The organism is Hydrophilobacter chitinilyticus, from assembly GCF_049860745.1.
GTDB lineage: Bacteria > Pseudomonadota > Gammaproteobacteria > Burkholderiales > Burkholderiaceae_C > Rhodoferax_B.
On sequence record NZ_CP187561.1, the window covers coordinates 1128469 to 1150591 of the forward strand.

Here is a 22123-nt window from a genome sequence, read left to right on the forward strand (position 1 = left end):
ATGGATTTACTGAAAGGCAAGCTGGCGCTGGTCACCGGCGCCGGCGGTGGCTTGGGGTCGGCCATTTCGTTGGGTTTTGCAAAAGAAGGCGCCCGCGTGATCTGTGCCGACATCGATACGGCCAAGGCCGAGGTGACGGCCGAGCGTATCCGGGCTGGCGGTGGCGAGGCTTGGTCCGTGGCACTGAACGTGTGCGACCGCGCTGCGGTGCAGGCCTGCGCAGCGGCGCTGGAGGTGCAAAGAGGGCCGATCGATATCTTAGTCAACAACGCCGGCATTTCGGGCCGTGCGCGCATCGACGACCCGAACGCCCCTGAGGTGTGGGATCGCCTGATCGATGTCAATTTGCAGGGGCTCTTTAACGTCACGCACGCTTTTGTGCCGGCGCTGAAGAAGACCCAAGGGGCCATCGTGAACCTATCGTCCATCGTGGCGTTTGTGAGCGGCATTTCTTCGGCGGGCTACGTGGCCTCGAAGGGCGCGGTGCGTTCGTTCACTCAGGTTCTGGCGCGCGACCTTGCGCCTTTTGGTGTGCGCGCCAATGCCGTGGCACCCGGCTTGATGTTGACCGAGATGGTGGCGCCCCAGCTCGCCGTCCCTGGCGGAACCGACTGGTACATGAAGCGTGTGCCCGCAGCGCGCGGCGGTGAGGTAGAGGAAATCGTCGGCCCTGTGGTGTTTCTCTCATCCCATATGGCCAGTTATGTGAATGGTGTGGTGCTGCCGGTGGACGGCGGTTTTCTTTCGGCTTGATAGGAGTTATCGGAAACATGAACAACAACAGCAAACCGATTGCCTTGGTCACCGGCGGTGCAGGCGGCATGGGCTTGGCCACGGTCGAGCGTTTGGCCCGCGAAGGCTACGCCGTGGTCATGGTGGACCGCGACGAGGCCCTGGCCCAGCGCGAGACGAGTCGCCTGCAAGGCTTGGGTCTGGACGTGCAATGCCGGGTGTTGGACTTGACCGATGAGGCGGCGGTGCGCGGCCTGGTCCAGTCGCTGCCGCCGGTCAGTGCACTGGTCAACAACGCCGGCATTTTTGACGAACGCAAGTTCCTCGAAGTGAGCAACGCCGACTTCCGCCGTGCCTACGAGGTCAACCTGATCGCCGTGGCCACGCTTACACAAGAGGTGGCCAAGACCATGCCCGAAGGGGGCCGTATCGTGAACATCGCTTCGCGGGCCTACCTGGGCGCGAAGAACCACCCGCACTATGTGGCGTCCAAGGCCGCCGTGGTGGGCTACACACGCGCCAGCGCGATGGAGCTGGCGCCGCGCGGCATCTTGGTCAACGCCATTGCACCGGGCTTGATCGACACGCCCATCCTGCGTGCATTGACGCCCGAGCGCCTGGCGGCGCAACTGGCCTTGCAGCCCACGGGCAAGGCCGGGCGGCCAGAGGATATCGCTCAGGCGGTGGCCTTTCTGGTGTCGCCGCAAACCGGCTTCATCACGGGCCAGGTGTTGTTTGTCGATGGCGGTAAGTCGCTGGGTGGGTCTGGAGCATGACGGCGCAGCATTGGGACGCCGAATACGACGTCATCGTGATCGGCGCGGGCGCAGGCGGCATGGCCGCCGCCTTGACGGCCAAGATCGAGGGTTGCAGCGTACTGTTGGTGGAGAAGAGCGACCGCGTGGGCGGTTCTACCGCCGTGTCGGGGGGGGCGGTGTGGGCGCCGCTCAATAGCCAGTCGGCACGCGTGGGGCATCCGGACAGCTTGGAGAAGGTCTCGGCCTATATGCGCAACACCGTGGGCGACGCCGCCCCGGTGGAGATGCAGCAGGCCTTTTTGAACAATAGCGCGGGCATGGTCGATTACTTCGAGAAGCACACCGAAGTGCGTCTTGCCGCACGCAGCTACTCGCCAGACTACTACCCCGACCGGGAAGGCGCGGCGCTGGGCGGTCGATCACTCGACCCGGTCATGTTTGACGGTCGTGCACTGGGCGCTCGCTTCAAGGCGCTGCGCGATCCGCTGCCCGAGTTCATGGTGTTGGGCGGGATGATGGTGACCATGACCGATGCCAAGCATCTGCTTGCCGTGACGCGATCATTCAAATCCTGGCGCGAAGGCATGAAGCTGGTGCTGCGTTATGCCGCCGATAGGCTCACCGGGCACCACCGCGGGACTCGACTGGTTCTGGGCAATGCATTGGCGGCTCGCCTCTTTAAGAGCGTGCTCGATCGAGGCATTGAATATTGGTTGAACACCCCGGTGCATAAGCTGCTGGTGGTGGATGGTGCGGTCGGCGGGGTGTCGCTTCAGCGCGAGGGCAAGTCGCTGCAGGTGCGTGCTCGACGTGGCGTGGTCGTGGCCACTGGCGGTTTCCCATGGGGCGAGGCGTTGCGCGCCAAACACTATCCTGCGCCAACGGGGCCTTGGTCCATGTCCCCGCAAGGCAACCGGGGCGAAGGCATTGCGCTGGCGTGTGGCGTGGGGGCATCTTTGGGGAGCGGCCACACTAATCCGGCCTTCTGGGCGCCTGTCTCGATTCTGCAGCGGGCCGATGGTTCGGTCGTGCGTTACCCACATCTGGTCTGGGACCGCGCCAAACCGGGCCTGATGGCGGTGAATGGCGCGGGGCAGCGCTTTGTCAACGAATCAACGTCTTACCATGAGTTTGTCCGGGCGATGTACCGTTCCAACGAAACGGTTCCGACCCTGCCGGCCTATCTGATTTGCGATAGCGATTTCATGGAGAGGTGGGGCATGGGTCTGGCCTTGCCCGGCGGGCGACCACGTGAGCACCTGGTGAAGGCTGGCTATTTGCTCAAGGCGCCGACTCTCAAGGCTTTGGGTGACGCATTGGGTATTGGTGGCGCCACACTGGAAGCGACCGCCGCACGTTTTAATGCCCAAGCTGAGCAAGGGCGGGACGATGATTTTGGCAAAGGCAGCACGGAGTACAACCGCTATCTTGGCGATGCCGAACACCGTCCGAACCCTTGCATTGGCGCATTGCAGCGCGGACCGTTCTATGCCGTGAAAGTCGTTGCCGGGGATATTGGCACTGCCGTTGGCATTGCGTGCAACGCCAACGCTCAAGCGCTTGGCTCTGAAGGTCAACCCATTCCTGGTTTGTATATGGCCGGAAACGACATGCATTCGGTCATGGGGGGCGAGTATCCGGCGCCTGGCATCACGCTGGGGCCGGCATTAACCTTCGGATGGATTGCGGGCCGCCAGCTCGCGCAGATGAAGTCATCAAAGACATGAACAGGAGAACCTCCATGCAAATCTATTTCTCTCCCTTTTCTCCCTACGTCCGCAAGTGCTTGGTCACGGCCCATGAGCTGGGGCTCAACGATCGTGTGAAGCTGCTGCCGTCGAATGCGCACCCGGTTGCACGTGACCAAGACATCATCACGAAGAACCCGCTGGGCAAGGTCCCCACTTTCATCACCGACGCCGGTGCCGTGCTGTACGACAGCCGCGTCATCTGTGAGTACCTCGACACGGTCTCGAACGGTGCCTTGTTTCCACGCGACGGCGATGCGCGCTGGAGTGCCTTGACGCTGCATGCGTTGGGGGACGGTATTCTCGATGCCGCGCTGCTCGCACGGTATGAGGATGTAGCCAGGCCCGAGCCGTTGCGTTGGCCGGAGTGGCGTGCTGCTCAGTTGGACAAAGCAGAGACATCATTAGCTCATCTGTCTGCGAACCTCTCTCTCATCACTCCGCGACGTGTGGATATCGGTACGCTGACAGTGGCCTGCGCGCTTTGGTACCTGGACCTGCGTTTTGCGGACTTTGGCTGGCGCGAACGCCATCCTTCCGTTGCCGGGTGGTATGCGGAGTTCTCGAAACGTCCCTCACTGCAGGCGACTTGGTCACTATCAGCGTAAGTTCGACGGGAGCGCCTAGCCGAGGGCCAACTTCGTTCGTGGGGGCGTGCGGTTTTTTCCGATCGTTATTTGCAGAAGATGGCCAATCCGGTTGTCGACGCTTTAGTTAGAGTCGATAAACGCAGCAGATTCACCTCATGGGTTGAAACACAGATCGGTCATTGTGGCGAGCAACAAAGATCCTGAGGCGTGAATCTTCAACGTGATCGACTATCAAAGCCGCACTTGGACTGGTCAGCTTTCTAAGACTGTGCTATGAATTGAAGGCGGTGCGTTTGAGAGCTAACCTACTTCGGTAGACGCCAGGTCAGTCTGGTGGATATGGCCGTTTTTAGGCTGCTACCAGTGGGGCCAAATTCTGTTTACGACATTAGCGAAGGGTGTTGCTAAATCGTAACGCCGCAAACCCGCATGAAACCTAGTCCCTTGTTGACGACTTAAATTGTCAAGAATACCAACGGCAAAGGCGTCCAGTTGGCCAGAAAAAGTTTTTATGAGCCCTGGTGTTTTTCTGGCCCGTTGCCCTGTCGCCAGCCCTCGCGGCCATTCATGCCGACGCCGCTCATGCGTTGATCGGCTGATCAAGCAACTGCTGAGCCAAGGCCTGGCGTGCGGCCTCGCAGGCGAGGCCGAGTGCGTGGGTGAGTGAATCCGCTACGCGGTGGCTGGCGCACAGAGGAAGGTCATCGTCGACGTGACACACCCAACCCCAGCCACCACTCTGCCTTTGAATACTGACCGCGATGCGGTGTTGGCGGTAGATAAAAGTGTGGCGCGGCAGTAGCATGGGAAGGTGGGGCTTGATGAGAATTACGGTCAGATTAGGCCCGACACCCGCGACAAGTCTGTTGCAGAAATATGTATTACGCGTGAAGGTCCGCTATGAATGCCATCAAGGCTGCTCGGAAGTTGATTGCTGCCGAGCCTCAAAGTGACACGGCAAAAACGCTTGCTCGGCTTGTGCTGTCTTTGGAATCTGAGGCTGCATTCGACATCACCAGTCTTTACGCTTTGGATTTGAAGGCGTTTGAGCTCGCGATTGAGATCCTGAAGGAGTGGCGCATCGACCGCTACTACGCAGGAAAAGGCAAGCTTCTGGATTTGTCGTACCAGATTGAACGCGGCGCTGGCACTTAGCGCCCAGCGCACCTAGGTGTGCCTTTTTCCGCTAGGGCGTACGGGGTACCACGGGCGCAATGGGGGGGCTCGGCGGGCGCTGCGGATAGACCGAGGTGCCAAACGTATTGCCCATGCGGTTGCCCGTGGCTGCCCGGTTGAAGACCCCCAGTTGATTTCCAGGGCGTTGGCTAATGGCCTCTGAAGCAAGCCCCGGCGCGCTGGGCGCCTGGGCAGGCGCGCCTAGTTGTAGGCGCTCGCTCATACAGGCATATGACGGGGCTCGCGCACCATCTACTTCCACTTCGATGCATCTTGGCACGCCTTCCCCTGCAGGGGCCGACGCTTCTGATGCATGTGCAGACGCCACGGCCAGCAGCAGGCCAAAGACGCAGGCAAGAAAGCTCAAAAATGATGACGCCGCAAACATGCGGCCAGCGTAAGGCGCGAACATGACCAAGGCATGAAGCCGCCGTGACGCCGCCGTGACGCGCCGAGTTAACGCCGCTGTCATGCGTTGGTCATCGATACAGCCTAGCATTTCGGATTCCGCTTTGTAGTATTGCAAGTGATCTTGCCACCGAACCCGAACAAGCCTGCTGCGCCTATCGTCTGTCTGTCTTCATGACTCTGTTGAATTGTGCTTACCTTTGCTTTGGGCGGTCGACTGGCACGGGTCAACGGGCTGGCGTTGTTTCTGGTGTCTTGTGCTGCGTTCTTGCTGGTATCAGCGGCGCTGGCGGCTCGGGCTGCACATGCTGACGAGGTCGAGCGTATCGCGTTCGATTTACCGGCTCAACCGTTGGAGCGGGCGTTGTCCGACTTCGGTCGACTCACTGGGCATTCTGTTTTGGTCGATAGTGCGATGACGCAGGGTCGGATGACCCAAGCGGTGCGTGGCGAGTTTGCGCCGACCGATGCACTGCGCCAGTTGTTGGTCGGCACGGGCCTTGTGGCACGTTACAGCGGACGCAACGCATTCACTCTTTTGCCAGAGCCTGAGGCAAGCTTTCCCATGTTGCCTGCGGCGAACGATGCCGAGGATGGTGCGTTGCGCAATGCGCCTTATCTTTCGGGTCTGCCGCAGGCGGCGGCTGCTGATTTTGCCGGGGCGTTGCAGATGGCCATTACCAAGGCCATGTGTACAGCGCAACCAGATTCGGTGGGGCGCTACCGGGCTGCGTTGCAGTTATGGATTGGATCGGAAGGACGCATTCTTCGAGCGCACTTGTTGGAGTCCACCGGATTGAAAGCGCGCGATGCGCAATTGCTTGCCCAATTGAAAGGCGTGCAGATTGGCCGCACCCCGCCGCCCGAACTTGCGCAGCCTCTGACCATTTTGCTGAGTCCTCGGCCCGATCCCGCTGCGGCCTGTCGTGACGCGCGCTACGGAGGCGGCTGAAAACAATGCCGGAGGCCATCAAAACGGCGTTGCGCACGCTTTTCCTCGCCCGCTACAACCAGTTTCGGCGTCATTTGCATAAGCGGTTGGGATCCGAAGATCTTGCCAACGATGCACTGCACGAGGCCTATCTGCGGATGGAAGCGATGAATCTGCCCAGTGCGATTCGTTTCCCTTCGGCTTACCTGTTTCGCATCGCACTCAATATTGCGGAAGACCAGCGAAAAAGTGGCGCTCGTCTGTTGAGCTTGCCGGATGTAGAGGCGCTCTACGAGATGGCCGACGAACTGGCCGATCCGGCGCGGACGGCGGAGGCTCGGGGTGAAGTGGAGGCGCTGGAGCGTGCTTTGGCCGAGCTGCCACGCCGGCGCCGGGCCATCGTGGTGGCCGCACGCATAGACGAGGTGCCGCACCGGGATATTGCGATCCGCTTTGGTGTTTCGGAGCGCACCATTGAAAAAGAGCTACGCGCGGGCCTCGAACACTGCTGCGAGCGTTTGGGTCGGGATTTCATTCAGCGCTTCGGTCCCGGCGCAGGAAAACAGTCTAAGTCTCATGATTGAAGCACAAGACTCCTTCACCCAGCGTCGGCAAGCCATTCAGCGTGAGGCTCAGCGCTGGGTCGTGCGCTTGGCCTCGCAGAAGGCAACGACCGATGACGCGCGGGATTTCAAACTCTGGTGTGCCACCAGCACGGAACACGCGTCTGCATTTGTTCAAGCCCGTGCGGTTTGGCAAGACATGCGGCCAGCAGCGTTGGGTGTGGAACGTGCAGATGCGACCGCCCAAGCGAAGAAGAGAGAGGCTCAGCGTAGCCCTGCGCGCCAAGGACGTCGCGCGTTTCTGGGGGCCGCGTTGGCAGCTGCAGCAGGTTACCTGGTGGTGCGCCCGCCACTGGGGCTTTGGCCTGCCGTCACGGAACTCACCGCCGATTACCGTACCGGCACAGGTGAGCAGCGCGAGCTTGTGACCGCCGACGGGGTGGTTGTGCAAATGAACACACGCACACGTGTCGACCTGCGCCCCAGCTTGGGAGCGTCAGGGGGCGTAGACAGCGTCGCGGCCATTGACCTGCTGGAAGGCGAAGCCGAGATTCGGACCAACGATGAAAGCGCCTCACGGGCGGTGCTTGTGACGGCGGGGAACAGCACCATTACAGCCGAGCGTGCACGCTTCAACGTGCGATTTATCGGAGGTGAAGTCTGCGTGACCTGTCTAGCCGGGCACGTGGACATTCGGCGCGGCGCGGCGCTCACCTCGATTGAAGCCGGTCGGCAACTTGTATACGCCGATGCTGGACCAGGCGTCTTGCGCATGGTGAATGCCGATGCGGTGAGCGCTTGGCGACGCCGTCAATTGGTGTTTGACCAAACGCCACTGGCTGTGGTGGTGGAAGAAGTGAATCGCTACCGCAAAGGCAAGTTGATCTTGACCAATTCTGAGGTCGGCCTGAAGCGGGTGCATGCCAGTTTTTCAATCGACCGGCTGGATGACGTGATTGCCCTGATGCGCGATGTATACCGGCTGAACGTCACGCACCTGCCCGGCGGCATTGTGCTGTTGGGCAACACCTCGGCCTGAGCCTACGCGCTTTCGGAGTCTCTTGGCCTTTGCCCGGAGTTGTCGGGCAGGGGTGTGGTTTGTGAAATTTTCGTGACATGCTGCAGTCGACCCTCTCTGGTTCTGTCATAGCTCCCGTAGGCCACGACCACACCACGACCGGCACGCCGGTTGAGGTGGGGTGTGTCGTGCCGCGGTCGAGCAACTGAATACGAACAGGTCATCATGCAACGTAACACGGCGGTCAAGCGCAACAGGCACGCATCTTCCCCCTTCTCCTCGAGCGTACGGCTCTCGATTCGGCGTACCAGGCTCAGCCCGATGATGCGTGCCGTGGCGACCATGCTGACTGCTGGTGTGACCATGGGCGCGGCAGGCACTGCACAGGCACAACGTGCCTTCAGCCCAGCCTGGATGGCGCAGAAAAACATGGCGCAGGAGACGGCTGCCGCCACTGGCCGGTTGCCCAATGGCCAACTGGCTTCCACAGTGGCCAACCCGTTGGCTCAGCAGCAGCAAGCCAACACACAACTGCAGCGCTCGATTGGCAATTTGAGTTTGGCCGCACGCAGCATCGCGGCGCAGCAAGCCGCACAAACCGCCGCGCAAGCGGCAGCATCGAGTGCGGCATCGAATGTGCCGGATGGCTTGGTCGAAGGTGGCTTGAAGGTCGACACCAATAGTTTGACGTCCGGTTGGTTGAATGCCAATGCGCCGACGCAAGGGCTGTCTGAGGGCCGTACCAAGGTCACCATCGAACAAACCGGCGCCAAGGCCATCCTCAACTGGGAGACCTTCAACGTCGGCAAGAACACCACGGTTGAATTCAAGCAGCAAGCCGACTGGGCGGTGCTCAACCGCGTCAACGACCCGCAGGCGCGGCCGAGCCAGATCCAGGGCCGCATCCAGGCCGATGGCACCGTCATGGTGGTCAACCGCAACGGCATCGTCTTCAGCGGTAGCAGCCAAGTGAACACGCGCAACCTTGTGGCCGCCGCGGTGGGCATGACCGACGCGCAGTTCGGCAAGGGCATCTACAGCGACAAGCAAGGCGCGAACGACGTCCCCACGCTGGCGAACGACCTCGTCATGAGCGCCAATGGCGCCAAGTTCGGCAACGCCACGGGCGACGTGGTGGTGCAAGCCGGCGCGCGTATCACCACGCACACGCCGCAGACCGTGACCGAAGGCGGTGGCTATGTGCTGCTGGCGGGGCGCGAGGCGCAAAACCACGGCAGCATCACCACGCCCAGCGGGCAGACCGTGCTGGCCGCGGGCGACAGCTTTGTCATCCGCAAGGGGGTGGGTACAGCCAGCAATCAGCAGTCGAGCACGCGCGGCAACGAGGTCGATGTCTTGCGCAACACCGACAGCGCAGCCGGCAAGGCGGTCAACACCGGTCTGATCCAGGCCATGACCGGCGACATCACCCTCACGGGGCGCAGTGTCGAGCAAATGGGCGTGCTGCTGTCGAGCACCAGCGTGAACACCCGCGGCACCTTGCATCTCGAAGCCGTGGGCGACGACAAGGCGCGCGTGCTGCTGGCGCCGGGCAGCGTGAGTGCGATTCTTTTGGATGAGAGCAACGCCACGGCGCTGGACGTGCAGCGCGTCGCGCTGATCAAGGATTCTGGCAATGCCAGCGATGGTGGCTACAACCGTCGCGACCAGTCGCTGGTGCAGATTTTGTCGAGCGGCGACGTGACGTTCGACTCCGATTCGCTCACCTTGGCCACGGGCGGGCAGGTGACGGCCAATGCCGCCAAGCGTACGACAGTGGTGGAGCGCGCGCTGATCGACGTCTCGGGTGCAGTGGGCGTGCAAGTGGCCATGGCGGCGAACAACGTGGCCATTAACGTCCAAGGCAATGAGCAGCGCGACGCGCCGGTGAACCGCGACACCAAGTTTCTCAACAACACCAATGTGTGGGTCGACCGCCGCTATCTGGTGCGTGTGCCCGCAGGCACCAATGGCGCCGAGGTGGACCGGTGGTACACGGCAGGCGGCTTGCTTGAGGTGGGTGGCTATCTCAATACCGGCGGCCACACCATCGGTGAATGGGCCTCCAGCGGCGGCACGGTCAACTTTGGCGGTGGCGAGTTGGTCACCAAGGCGGGCTCGTCCATCAACGTCGCCGGGGGCACGCTGGATGTGCTCACGGGGGTGATCAAGCAGACCTGGCTTACCGGCCCCGACGGTCGGCTCTACAACCTCTCCAATGCGCCGGGCGACATCCAGTACAAAGGCGTTTACCGCGGCTTCGAGTCCGAGCACAAGCGCTGGGGTGCGGCGGCCACCGAGGCCTTCTACAGCCCCTTCATCGCCGCCTCGGAGCGCCTAGAAAACGGCTACACCGTGGGCCGCGATGCGGGCCGCGTGGTGGTGGGCACTCGTTCGGCTGTGCTTGAGGGGGATATCGAGACCGCCGTCTTCCAAGGCGCCCGCCAGCAGCAAGCGCGTGACGCCGGGCTGGACGGTTATGCGCAGTCGCAAATCGCGGTGGCCCAGGCCGGGCGTCTGCTCATCGGCCAATGGACGCCGGTGTACGACGGCGCCACGGGCCTTTTGCGCGACAGCATCACGGCAGTGGCCGAGCGGGTCGACGTGGGCGCGGCTGACAAGGTCTTGATCCCGCTGCCCAATCCAGCGGGCGGTGCGAGCCCAAGTTCGGTGGGCAAGATCATGCTCGACGCCGATTGGCTCAACAGCCTGGCGTTGGGTGGGTTTGCCGCCTACGCCACCGGAGCCGTCGAGGTCTCTGAGGCGTTGACGGTGGTGCCGGGCGGCAGCATCGACCTGCATGCGGCGCAGGTCGACGTCAAGGCCAACCTGACCGCGCGTGGCGGCAGCATCGCACTGGGCAACATGACCACGCGCAACACCAACGCGCGTTGGGAAGAGCAGCCGCTGACCGTCGCGCCGCCAACCGGTTATGAGGCGCGGGCGACCGTGGGCGAGGGCGTCACGCTCGACACCCGGGGCCTGTGGACCAATCTGCAGTTGGATGCGACCGACATCAGCGCTTTGCCGTACGTCAACGGTGGTTCGATATCGCTGGTGTCCACTGGCGACGTGATCCTGGCGACGCGCAGTCTGCTCGACACCTCTTCGGGTGCGGCGTTGCTGGAAAACGGTTCGCAGACCAGCGGGCGCGGCGGCAACATCACGCTGCGCTCCAACCAATACGACAGCAATGGCAAGGGCACCGGCACGTTGCTGCTGGAGGGCGAACTGCGCGGCCACGGTGTCAAGGGCGGCGGCACGCTCACCATCGACTCGGGCATTGGCATCGCCATCGGTGGCGGCAGTGTGGCGGCCAACGGTGTCTTGCCCGCCGGGGCCACCGTGCCCGTGCACTTGACGCTGGAAGAGGCCTTCACCATTCCAGCCGGCACGGTGCTGCCCCAAGACTTCAGCTACAACAGCGACCGCGTGGCGCCTGGCCAAGCCCTGGGCACTGCGGCGGTCTTTACCGCAGATCGCCCCTACACCCTTGCCGCCTCCTGGGTCGTGCCGCCCTCGGTCAACTCGTGGGAGTACGTGGCGATTACCGCCAATGGCAACACCTACCTGAGCGGCATGCGGATACCGGCCGGGGCCACGCTGACATTCATCGGCGGCACCGGCAAGATTCAGCCCACCTACATCGTGCCCGCCGATGCGTTCCCGGGTGGCATGCCCGTGGCCTCTTACACCGCGACAGTGAAGGCCGGCACGCCGTTTGCCAGCGACTTGACGCTGGCCAAGGGCGAACGCATTCTGGCCGGCACACAACTTCCCGGCGACGCCGCCGTCAAACCGCTGGTGGTGCTGGACAACAGTCTCTTCAGCAGTGGCTTCTCCAAGTACGCCATCAGCGCCAACCAGGGCGTGCAACTGGCACAGGGTGCCCAGGTCAACGTCACCATGCCGGTGCTGTTGCTCGACCCTGCCGCCGCACAACACACCGCCACAGGTGCGGACCCCTCGGCCGTGTTGCAAACCTGGCTGCCGCCGCTATGGCAAGAGGATGCGGCCAACGGGGTGCTCAAGCAGCGTGCGGGCGCAGACGTTTCCTTGGCCGCGGGCACTCCGTACACCCGGGCTCCGCTGGTGGTGGGGCAGGGCGCTTCGCTCACGGTGGACCCGGGACGCAGCATCAAGCTGGTGAGTAACGATCAGATCACCATCGATGGCATGCTGACGGCACACGCCGGGCGCATCAGCATTCTGGGCGGTGATTTCGGCACAGGCACCGAACTGAACGCGCCGGTGGGCTCCGTCAACCCGCGTTCTTTGTGGATCGGTGAAACCGCGCGTCTAGATGTGTCGGGGCAAGCGGTGACCGCGCAAGACGTGAACGGGCGCACCTATGGCAGCGTGAGCGGCGGCGGTACCCTTGAAATCGGCGCGCCCTATGTGCTCGACAGCACCGCGCCCACCGGCATTGATGCGTTCCTGGTGCTGCGGCCGGGCTCGGTGCTCGATGCCTCGGGTGCGGCGGCTACGCTGGATGTGCCAGGGCTGGGGAGCACCCAGGTGGTCAGCAACGGCGGCACGATTGCCTTGGGTTCGGCACGTTCGGTATTTTTGGACGGAGAGATGCACGCGGATGCGGGTGGCGCCGGTGCGGCGGGCGGCACGTTTGCGCTCAACCTGGCCACGCTGAGTTATGGCCCCGTGGGGCGTTTTGACTTCCTGGGCGCGGCGGTGGTGGACGCGGTCCGCGTGCCGCACGAGATCCAAGTCGCACAGGCGCAAAAAGCATCAGGCTTGGCCTCCACCTTGCAGGCCGGCCAAATGGATGCGTCGCTGGTGTACGGCCAGGCACGCGTCGGGGTAGACCGCATCCAGTCTGGCGGTTTTGGCTCGTTGGCTTTGCTGGCCAACGGCCTCATCAGTTTTGATGGCGACGTCAATCTCAACCTGGCGCAAAGCGTGTACCTGACGACCAACAGCATTGGCTTGGCCCAGGGGGCTGCGGTCGACAGCCAAGTGCACATCGTCACCCCCTATCTGCGGATGGCGGGATCTACCGTCAAACAGGCAGAGAACACACTGATGCCCAACCCGGTGGTCGGCGGCGCCAACGCCGGCCGCGGCAAGGGCACGCTGGGTGTGCCGCTGGTGGGCGAGGGGTCTTCGTTCAAGGTCGACGCCGCACTGATCGACATCGTGGGCGAGAACAACTTCGGTGCCCGCGGCGTCATCGTGCACAACAGCGGCACGCCGCTGAAGGTGGAGCGCTTTGGCTTTGACGACATGCAACTGCGCAGCAGTGGCGACATTCGATTTGGCAAGGAGGTGCTGTTTTCTGCACCGGGTAATCTCACGCTGGCCGCCGAGCAGATCTATCCCATGACGGGAGGCAGCGCCAATGTGTCGGTCGGCATGCAAAGCGCGCTGAATAGCTGGGGCTCGCTCACGACGTCATACGACCCCGACCGCTACCTCAACATCGAACGTGTGGGCACGGCCGAGCCGGCCGCACCGTATGCCGCCTTTGGTTCGATGACCTTTGCCGCAGCTACCGTTAACCAGGGGGGTGTGTTGCGCGCGCCACTGGGCAGCATCACGCTGGGTTCCCAGGTGGACGGCTATACCGGCCAAGTGAACTTGCTGCCGGGCAGCATCACCTCGGTCAGTGGACAGGGCTTGGTCATGCCTTACGGCGGCACCGTCGATGGTTTGACCTATGTGTACAGCGGGGTCGATGTACCGCTGCAAGGCGTAGGCTACGAACCCTCGGTGAACTTCTACAGCCATTCGGTCGATGTACGCGAAGGTGCGGTCGTCGACCTGCGCGGCGGCGGTGAGTTGACCGGCGCAGGCTTTCTGTCCGGGCGCGGTGGCTCGACCGATGCGCGCTTGAACCCGTTGGTGGAGTTCGGCGTCAACGGCGGCTTTACCTTGCCAGGCCTGGCCACCAATCCGGTCTACGCCATCGTGCCCGGGGTGCAGGCCGGTTATGCCCCGCTGGCCGCCGAAAAGGGCGCGGGCGACCCAGCCATCGGTCGCCAAATCACCATCGGCGCAGGCGTGCCCGGCCTGGCCGCCGGCACTTACACCTTGCTGCCGTCGACCTACGCGCTGCTGCCCGGGGCTTTCCGTGTCGAGCTGAACGGCCTGGTCCCTAGTGTCCAACCCATGGGGAGCGGGGCGCTGGCACTGCGCAATGGTTCGTGGACCACCTCGGCCCAGCTCAGCACGATCAACACCCAGGTCCGCAATGCCTTGCCCACGCAGGCGATCATCACTTCGGGTGAAACGCTGCGCACCTACTCGCAGTACAACGAGACCAGCTTGACGGGTTTTGCACTGGCCCAGGCCGAGCGAGAAGGCATTCCGCGTGCCGTGTTGGAACGTGACGCCAAGGCCATGTCGTTCAATTTCTTCACCCCCACGGTGGACGGCATATTGCCCGGGGCCAGCCGCACGCTGGCCTTCAACGGTAATGTGCTACAGGCGCCGGCCAAAGACGGTCGCGGCAGCAGTGTCACCGTGAATGGGTCAACCCAATACGAAGTGCTCGCCACTGGCGCCGAGCCGACGGACGGGTTCACGGGCGTCTCTGTCCACGCGCAAGACCTCAATGCCATCGGTGCGTCACGTATCGTCATTGGCGGCGCGCTGAGATCTACTTACATCGATTTCAAAGGCAGCCTCCAAGCGGCCAACATGGTGGGTGTGACCACGAACGCCCATTCGATCGTGCTGCGCTCGGGCGCCGAACTCGAGGCGGCCGAGGTGTTTCTGATCTCTGGCCGCAAAGACGGCGGCATCACCTTGGAGCAAGGCGCTGGCATCAACACGCTCAAACACGGCGACGCGGTGTACGACGCTACACAAGGCTTTGTCTACGCGCCCGGTGCCAACAGCGTGCTGGCGGTTTCCAACGGCTGGCTGGACATGCTGGCCCCCACGCTGCCGCTATACAACGACGGCAATGGCCCGGGGGCCATCCACGTCGGTGCCTGCGATGCCGGTGTGCCTTGCAGTGGCACCACCCGGCTGTATTCGAAAGGCACCATCACGGCGGCCACCGACAACGCCTTCACCCTGGGCGATTCGGTGCAGTACGGTGCGCGCAACCTGGTGCTGGCGGTGGGGTCGATCAACGTTGGCAGTCAGGCGGCCTTGGCGGATGCGAAAGCCGCAGGCTTGCTACCCGATGGGCTGACGCTGAACCAGGACGTGCTCAACCGCCTGCTCAAGGGCGATACCAGCACGGGCGCACCCGCGCTGGAAAACCTGGCCCTTACCGCACGCGATGCGGTCAATTTCTACGGCTCTACGGTGCTCTCCACGGTGGACCCGAGTACCGGCAAATCCACGCTGCAGCGCCTAGTGTTGGGCACACCTGCGATCTATGGCTTGGGTGATGCCGACGACGTGGCGCGTATCCAAACCGATACGCTGGTGTGGAGCGGTGCGGTCACCCCGCCGGGTGACCTGGTGCAGCAGGGTGCGGGTTCTGGCAGTGGCCGCCTGGACATTGACGCCCGCGAGATCGTCTTTGGCTATGGCCCCAACTCGCGCGTTGACAGCGTGCACGCGCAAGACCGCTTGGCCTTGGGCTTCGCGCAGGTCAACCTGAACGCGCGTGAACGCATCACGGCCAACCAAAGCGGCTCGCTGGCGGTTTACCAGTCGCGTGGCGCCTGGGACACTGCGGCCAAGGGCTATACCTATAGCGGCGGTGCACTGAACATCAGCACGCCGCTGATGACGGGCGACGCGGGTTCGGTCAACCGCATCAGCGCCGGTGGCGACATCCGTGTGAGCGCGCCCACGGGCGCCTCCGCGCCTGCGCCCACCAATGCGGCACTGGCGGGTGCTTTGGGGGCCGAGCTGGCGCTCGACAGCCGTGGTGGCAGCCTGCTGCTCGACACGGCGGTGCTGCTGCCCAGCGGCAAGCTGAGCTTGAGCGCGCAGGGTGATGTGGGACTCACCGACGCGGCCAAGCTCGACCTGGCGGGGCGCAAGATCGATTTCTTCGACGTCAGCAAATACAGCTGGGGCGGCGATGTGCTGCTCGAGAGCCGCGCCGGCAACATCAGCCAAACGGCGGGCTCCACGGTCGACCTGTCGGCCAAGAACAACCGTGCCGGCAAACTCTCGGCGATCGCGCTGGGCAGCACGGCCGGAACAGTGGATCTGGCGGGCAAGATCAGCGGCGGTGCCACGGGCAGCTACGACGCAGGTGGCACCATGGTGCCGTATGCGGCCGGCACGATCGACGTACGCGCGCAGCATATCAACGACTTCGTGGGGCTGAACACACGCCTGACCACGGGCGGCGTGGTCGGTGGCCGGGCGTTCCAGCTCAAGCAAGGCGACCTGGTGATTGGCAGCGAGGTCAAGGCGCGTGAGGTCGACATCTCGGTCGACAACGGCAGCCTCTTGGTGAACGGCACCATCGATGCCAGCGGCGAGCAGGCCGGCAGCATCCGCCTGGCGGCCAACCACGGGGTGACCCTGGCCGGTACGGCGCTGCTCGACGCCCATGCCAAGGTGCTGCGCGTGGACAGCTACGGCAAGGTCATCGAAGCGCCCAACCGCGCGGTGATCGAAATCGATTCGGGCGAAGGCCGCCTGACCCTCGCCAGCGGCGCACGCATGGACCTGCAAGCCGGCAACGGCGCGCAAAACTTTGGCACGGTGACGTTGAATGCGCCGCGCCTGGGTGGCGCCATGGGCAACGACGTGGACATTGACGCTGCGGGCACCGTGAGCATCAACGGGGCCAAGTCCATCACCGTGAACGCCTTCCACACCTACACCGATGCGGCGGTGGGCACCGACGCCACCACGGACGGCCGCAGCTACCAGGTCATCAACCAGGCCTATTTGGATGGCAAGCACGACGACAGCGTCGTCTTCATGCGCAACGCGCTGGGCAACAGCAACTTGATGGACGTCAAGCTCGGCGGCCTGCGCCGCTACGCCGACCAGTTCCACTTGCGCCCCGGGGTGGAGATCGCGGCCGACATACGTGCCAACGTCAACCCTGACGGCAATCTGCACGTCGACGGCGACATCGACCTCTCGGGCTACCGCTACGCCAGCGTCAACCCGCATCTGCAAAAGACTGCGGTGTACGGCTCGGGCGAGGCCGGTGCGCTGGTGCTGCGCGCCAAGGGCGACCTGGAGCTGTTTGGCAGCATCACCGATGGTTTTGACACCACCCAGCTCAAGGCCACGCCTGATGACGAAGGCTGGATCCTGCCCAAGGGCCGTATTCCGTGGGGTGGCGACCTGGTCGTGCCGCATGGGCAAACCGTGACCCTGGCCACGGGCACCTTCTTCCAGTCGGGCCGCACCCTGAACTACGACCTGCCCATGCAGGCCATGAGTTTGAAGGCCGACACCCGCCTGCCCGCCACGGCCCAGTTGACCGAAGCTGTCACGCTCGCGGCTGGCACGGTGCTGGGCGGTGATGTGCGCGACGCCGCTGGCGTGTTGTACGCGGCCGGCACGCTGCTCAAGCAAGACCTTCGGCTGGACGTCGGCGCGCAACTGGGCGCGGGCATGCGGGTGTCCGTGGGCATCAAGATTGCGGCGATGACCTGGCCAGCCGGTGTGGCCTTGCCGTATCCGCAGGGGCTGATCAACGACATCGGCACCAGCTGGGCTGCCGTCAATGGCGTGCAACTGGCCAGCGACCTGACCTTGAAAAAGGGCGCGATGATTCCTGGCGAGACCTTGGTCTATCTGCCGGGCGGTGTCGAATCGGTGGCGCTGCGGCCGGTGCAGGCCGACGGCACCTATGGCCGCACCCTGGCCTTGGCGCCCATGCTGGCGCCGGGCTCGGCCTCGTGGGACTTGCGCCTGGTGGCTGGTGCTGACCTGCAGGCCGCCGACAGCCGTCTGACCGAGCCGCACAATCCGGGGCAGATTCGCCTGTCGGACACCCACTTCGGCCTAGGGGCAGAATTGCTGCCCGTCCCTGGCACGGGCGTACCGGCGATCTACCGCTGGGCGGCTGACATGGACGTCGCGTTCTGGGACTTAATGGGGCTGGGCGATTACGTCTCGTACACGCCCGGGGAGTTGATCCCGGACGACGTGGTGCAGTTTATGCACGACCTCGGCTTCTTCAGCGGCTCGCCCGAGGACTTGAACGACTGGGGCGGTGGCTTAACCGTCGCGGTGGACCGGCCGGCCACGCCGCCCGAATACGCAACCCAAATGCTGCCGGCGCGGCAGCAGAACTTCAGTGTGTTGCGCACCGGCACGGGTGACCTGGACCTCGTGGCCGCAGGCAACGTGTTGATGACCTCGCCTTTCGGTGTTTACACCGCGGGCACGCAAGCCAAGTCGCTGGTGGCCCCTGGCGTCAAAGACCCCTACAACCTGCAACGCGGCCTGGGCGCCGACAGCACTGTGCTGGGCAAGACCGGCGACTATCTGGAGCCACTGGTCAACGGCGGCGCCAACAGCCTGTACCAGGCCTGGTATCCCGAGCAGGGCGGTAATGTGTTGGTGCGTGCCGGCGGCGCGGTCATGGGCGACCTGATCGGCGTGCACGGCAACCTGACGCGCCAAGACGATTTGTTGGGCGTGATGCGCAACCCCTCCAGCGGTACAAGCTCGGTGGGCAACTGGCTGTGGCGCCAGGGCACGGGCAACGTCATTTCGGGTGACGAGGGAGTGCCAACCGCGTGGTGGATCAATTTCGGCACCTATGTGCCGTCGCACAGCGGGGCCTACGAGAAATACGCTGACCAGCCCGCGTTGATTGGGTTTACCGGCATCGGCACGCTGGGGGGCGGCAACCTGGTCCTGGAAGCCGGCGGGGATGCTGGCAGCCTGGCCGTGCGTGGCAATGTGGATCTGAACTATGTGCCGCGCAGTCAGGGCCTGAACTTGGTGGTGGGCAGCACCGGGCGCATGACACGCGACGGCCAGTTGATGTTGACCGGCGGCGGCGACCTCGACATTCGGATCGGCGGCCGCCTGAACCCGGCACTCGACGTGCTCTCGCTGCAATCGGCTGCAGCCGTGCCTGACGTGCAGCGTTCGACGCGCCTGGACTTGAATGGCACCTTCGTCAATTTGCGCGGGGCGCTGAACTTGCAGGCCGGCTCGGTCGGCGCCATCGAGCTGCGTTACGACCAGCAAGACCCGCAGGAGTCGCGCCCGTACAACGTGGCCGTGGCCACGTCGAGCAAGGCCGTGGGCGGCCCGGTCATCGTGCCCGGGGACGCCGGGGTGCAGATCGACACACGCGGTGACCTGGTGCTGGGCAGTGTGGTCGATGCCGGCCGGGCGCCTACGTACGACAACGGCTTCCGCTTCAGCTACAACGGTGTGGAGCGCACAGGCATGGGCTGGTCCTGGTTCTCGCTGTGGACACCTTCCACCGCCGTGGATTTGTTCAGCGCGGGCGGCAACCTCACGCCCGGCACGGCCTGGATGGACAGCCGTGGCGACCACGCCGCCACGGATGGTCGCTTTATCTACCCCTCGCAACTGCGCGCCGTGGCGGCCAGCGGTAACTTGTTTTACGGCAACTCCGTCTCGGGAGCCTTTTCTGGTGGTGCCTATGTGCAGTCGCAAGAAGGGATCACCCTGGCACCGTCGCCCGTGGCCGCTGGCTACACAAAAACGCAGCCGGGCCAACTGGAGCTGCTGGCGGCTGACTCGATTTACGCTGGGGGCTACGCCATTACCGTCTCCGGGGCCGATCCCACGGCCTTGCCTACTCCGTTCAACCCAGGCTTTACCGGCGCCGTCACCAAGGCCTGGTTCGGCATGGGACATGTGAATCAGGTGCCGGTGGATGCGCACATGCCGTCCGTGGTGTATGGCAAGGGCATGGGTGAAGACGGCGCTGCGCTCTTCCCCATGTTCAGCCTGACCTCGCCGTCGGCCTCGGGTTATGCCGTGGCCGGCCAGCAACCGGCGCGTTATTACGCCGTGGAAGGCGATGCCGTGGGTGTCCGCACGGGCTCCATCGTCTACCTCGGCAGCAATACGGGAGAGGTGGGCAAGCGAGGTGTCTGGTACGAAGGCGGTGGCCCGGTGGCCATCATGGCCGGCCGCGACATCATCAATTCGGGCACGGCGCTGGGCAGCTATGCCACGGAGCCCAATGGTGGTGTGGGTTGGGAAACGTTTACCTCCTCGGCGCCCGCGTCATTGGGAGATCCGCCGCGCATTTCCGCCGCGCTCGGCGGCACTTCGCGCGGCAACCTGATCGTGCACAACAACCCGGACGATGTGTCAGTGGTCTCGGCCGGGCGTGACATCCGCTACAGCACCTTCTATGTGGCTGGCCCAGGCACGCTGGAGGTGACCGCCGGGCGCGACCTCTACATGGCCGACAAGGGCGAGTTGCGCAGCCTGGGCGCCATCGTCAACGTGAAGCCGGGCGACCGCAGCAGCGGCGCCAGCATCGCCGCCGCGGCCGGCATGGGCGCGCAAGGTGGCGACTACAAGGCCTTTGCCGAGCGCTACCTCAACCCGGCCAACCAAGCCGACCTGACGCGGGCCTTTGCCGATCAGCCAGGCAAGGCGCTGTACATCTACAACGGTGAACTGACGCTGGCGCAGTGGCTGCGGCGCGAGTTTGGCTACAGCGGCGACGACAACGGCGCGGCGGCTTTCTTGGCCACCAAGCAGACCGAGCTGGACCAGACGCGCCAAGCAGCTCTGGCGGTAGGCGGCACGGCGGCCAACCGGTCGCTGGAGCGCGAGTACCGTGTGGAGAGCCAACTGCATCTGGTGAACTGGCTCACCGGCCTGTATGGCGAGGGCCAGCGCAACGCGCAGGGCCTGGTGTTCGATGCGGCGACGATGGACGCGCGCAAGTTCTTTGACGCGCTGCCCGCAGCGCAACAGCGTGTTTTCTTGCGCAACGTGTACTACGCCGAACTCAAGGCCGCCGGCCGCGAGTACAACGCGGTGGGCGGCCCGCGCGAGGGCAGCTACCTGCGTGGCCGCGAAGCCATTGCCACGCTGTTGCCAGAGAAAGATGCTGAAGGCCATGCGCTGGAATACACAGGCGACCTCACCATGTTCAGCAGCGCGCAGTACTACGACCAGTATGTGAACGGTGTGATGACGCGCCGTCCGCAGCCGGGCAAGAACTACGTGCGCTTTGACGAGTGGCTGGCGCGCGGCAGCCCAAGCTATGACGTGCCGTTCTACAAGGTGCTGGACGCGGGCATGCACACCGACTTTGGTGGCGACATCAGCCTGATGGTGCCGGGTGGGCGCGCGCTGGTGGGGGTGGATGGCGGCTTCACGCCGGCCGAGGGCTCGGGCCTGCTGACGCAGGGCGAGGGCGACATCAACATCTACGCCAAGGGCAGCCTGCTGTTGGGGCAGAGCCGTATCTTCACCACCTTTGGCGGCAACATCCTGGCTTGGTCGTCCGAGGGCGACATCAACGCCGGCCGCGGCTCCAAGACCACCGTGGTCTACACGCCGCAGCGCCGCGTCTACAACGACATCGGCCTGGTGAGCCTGTCGCCCACCACACCGAACACCGGTGCCGGCATTGCCACGCTGAATCCGATCCCGGAGGTTCCGCCAGGCGACATCGATCTGATCGCGCCGCTGGGCACCATCGACGCGGGTGAGGCCGGTATCCGCGTGTCGGGCAACGTCAACCTGGCGGCGCTGCATGTGGTCAACGCCGAAAACATCCAGGTGCAGGGCAAGGCGGTGGGGATTCCGGTGGTGGCAGCGGTCAACGTGGGCGCGTTGTCCAACGCCAGCGCGGCTGCGTCGCAGGCCGCAGTGGCGGCGCAGGACGTGATGCAGCGTGAACGTACCGCTGCGCGCCAGGCACAGCCCTCTGTGTTCACGGTGCGGGTGTTGGGCTTCGGAAACGAGGTGCCTGCAGCGCCACCAGCCGCGCCCGGCGGTAAAGCACAGCAGGTGGGCTACAACCCCGACGGCGTGGTGCAGGTTCTGGGTGCTGGTGCGTTGACGACTGCACAGCAGCAGGCGCTGACGCCAGGGGAGCGCAAAGCTTTGATGCGTTGAATGAGTTGTTGCAATTGGGCGGCCACGGTCATGTGGCCGCCTTTTTTTTGATGGCAGGTCCACACGCGCTTCGGCGAGTCGATTTTTTTAATGAAGTTTTTGTGACAAACGACAGTCGTCACAGCCCCACACCGTCTATGTATTCGTAGCAAGGGCGACATGAAGAGATTCGATCATGTCTGTTTCCGGCAGCACGCGGTGTTCAAGAGTCGCGTCGCTTCA

At 63.9% G+C, this 22123-nt stretch carries 9 protein-coding genes; all 9 read left to right on the top strand.

The window, feature by feature from the left end:
- The 9 genes from ACPWMG_RS05200 to ACPWMG_RS05240 all read left to right on the top strand — a co-directional run bounded on the left by ACPWMG_RS05200 (nt 1) and on the right by ACPWMG_RS05240 (nt 21901).
- Complete coding sequence (locus ACPWMG_RS05200) at nt 1-753, top strand: SDR family NAD(P)-dependent oxidoreductase (RefSeq protein WP_483303594.1); 753 nt, start codon at nt 1-3, stop codon at nt 751-753.
- A 17-nt stretch (nt 754-770) separates the two neighbouring features.
- Nucleotides 771-1508, top strand: coding sequence for an SDR family NAD(P)-dependent oxidoreductase (locus tag ACPWMG_RS05205; protein WP_483303595.1), 738 nt, complete (start codon nt 771-773; stop codon nt 1506-1508).
- Nucleotides 1505-3217, top strand: coding sequence for an FAD-dependent oxidoreductase (locus ACPWMG_RS05210; RefSeq protein ID WP_483303596.1), 1713 nt, complete (start codon nt 1505-1507; stop codon nt 3215-3217). The genes ACPWMG_RS05205 and ACPWMG_RS05210 overlap by 4 nt, the downstream gene beginning before the upstream one ends.
- Nucleotides 3218-3231: 14 nt before the next feature.
- The gene (locus ACPWMG_RS05215; protein ID WP_483303597.1) at nt 3232-3846 is read left to right on the top strand and encodes a glutathione S-transferase; all 615 of its coding nucleotides are present in this window, start codon (nt 3232-3234) and stop codon (nt 3844-3846) included.
- An 882-nt stretch (nt 3847-4728) separates the two neighbouring features.
- Nucleotides 4729-4983, top strand: a complete 255-nt coding sequence (locus ACPWMG_RS05220; protein WP_483303598.1) for a hypothetical protein — start codon at nt 4729-4731, stop codon at nt 4981-4983.
- A 679-nt stretch (nt 4984-5662) separates the two neighbouring features.
- Nucleotides 5663-6364, top strand: a complete 702-nt coding sequence (locus ACPWMG_RS05225; protein ID WP_483305178.1) for an STN domain-containing protein — start codon at nt 5663-5665, stop codon at nt 6362-6364.
- Between the two features lie 5 nt (nt 6365-6369).
- Nucleotides 6370-6927 carry an RNA polymerase sigma factor gene (locus tag ACPWMG_RS05230; protein WP_483303599.1) on the top strand — a complete coding sequence of 186 codons (558 nt, stop codon included), beginning with the start codon at nt 6370-6372 and terminating at the stop codon, nt 6925-6927.
- Nucleotides 6920-7945: a FecR family protein gene (locus ACPWMG_RS05235; protein WP_483303600.1), complete on the top strand. Its 1026-nt coding sequence runs from the start codon at nt 6920-6922 to the stop codon at nt 7943-7945. Before ACPWMG_RS05230 ends, ACPWMG_RS05235 begins: the two co-directional genes overlap by 8 nt.
- 300 nt (nt 7946-8245) lie before the next feature.
- Complete coding sequence (locus ACPWMG_RS05240) at nt 8246-21901, top strand: filamentous haemagglutinin family protein (RefSeq protein ID WP_483303601.1); 13656 nt, start codon at nt 8246-8248, stop codon at nt 21899-21901.
- The last annotated feature ends 222 nt before the right edge of the window (nt 21902-22123 follow it).

What these genes read in the sequence shown, in the direction of transcription:
- ACPWMG_RS05200 (WP_483303594.1), top strand. Translation starts at nt 1, where the DNA reads ATGGATTTACTGAAAGGCAAGCTGGCGCTGGTCACCGGCGCCGGCGGT.
- ACPWMG_RS05205 (WP_483303595.1), top strand. Translation starts at nt 771, where the DNA reads ATGAACAACAACAGCAAACCGATTGCCTTGGTCACCGGCGGTGCAGGC.
- ACPWMG_RS05210 (WP_483303596.1), top strand. Translation starts at nt 1,505, where the DNA reads ATGACGGCGCAGCATTGGGACGCCGAATACGACGTCATCGTGATCGGC.
- ACPWMG_RS05215 (WP_483303597.1), top strand. Translation starts at nt 3,232, where the DNA reads ATGCAAATCTATTTCTCTCCCTTTTCTCCCTACGTCCGCAAGTGCTTG.
- ACPWMG_RS05220 (WP_483303598.1), top strand. Translation starts at nt 4,729, where the DNA reads ATGAATGCCATCAAGGCTGCTCGGAAGTTGATTGCTGCCGAGCCTCAA.
- ACPWMG_RS05230 (WP_483303599.1), top strand. Translation starts at nt 6,370, where the DNA reads ATGCCGGAGGCCATCAAAACGGCGTTGCGCACGCTTTTCCTCGCCCGC.
- ACPWMG_RS05235 (WP_483303600.1), top strand. Translation starts at nt 6,920, where the DNA reads ATGATTGAAGCACAAGACTCCTTCACCCAGCGTCGGCAAGCCATTCAG.
- ACPWMG_RS05240 (WP_483303601.1), top strand. Translation starts at nt 8,246, where the DNA reads ATGATGCGTGCCGTGGCGACCATGCTGACTGCTGGTGTGACCATGGGC.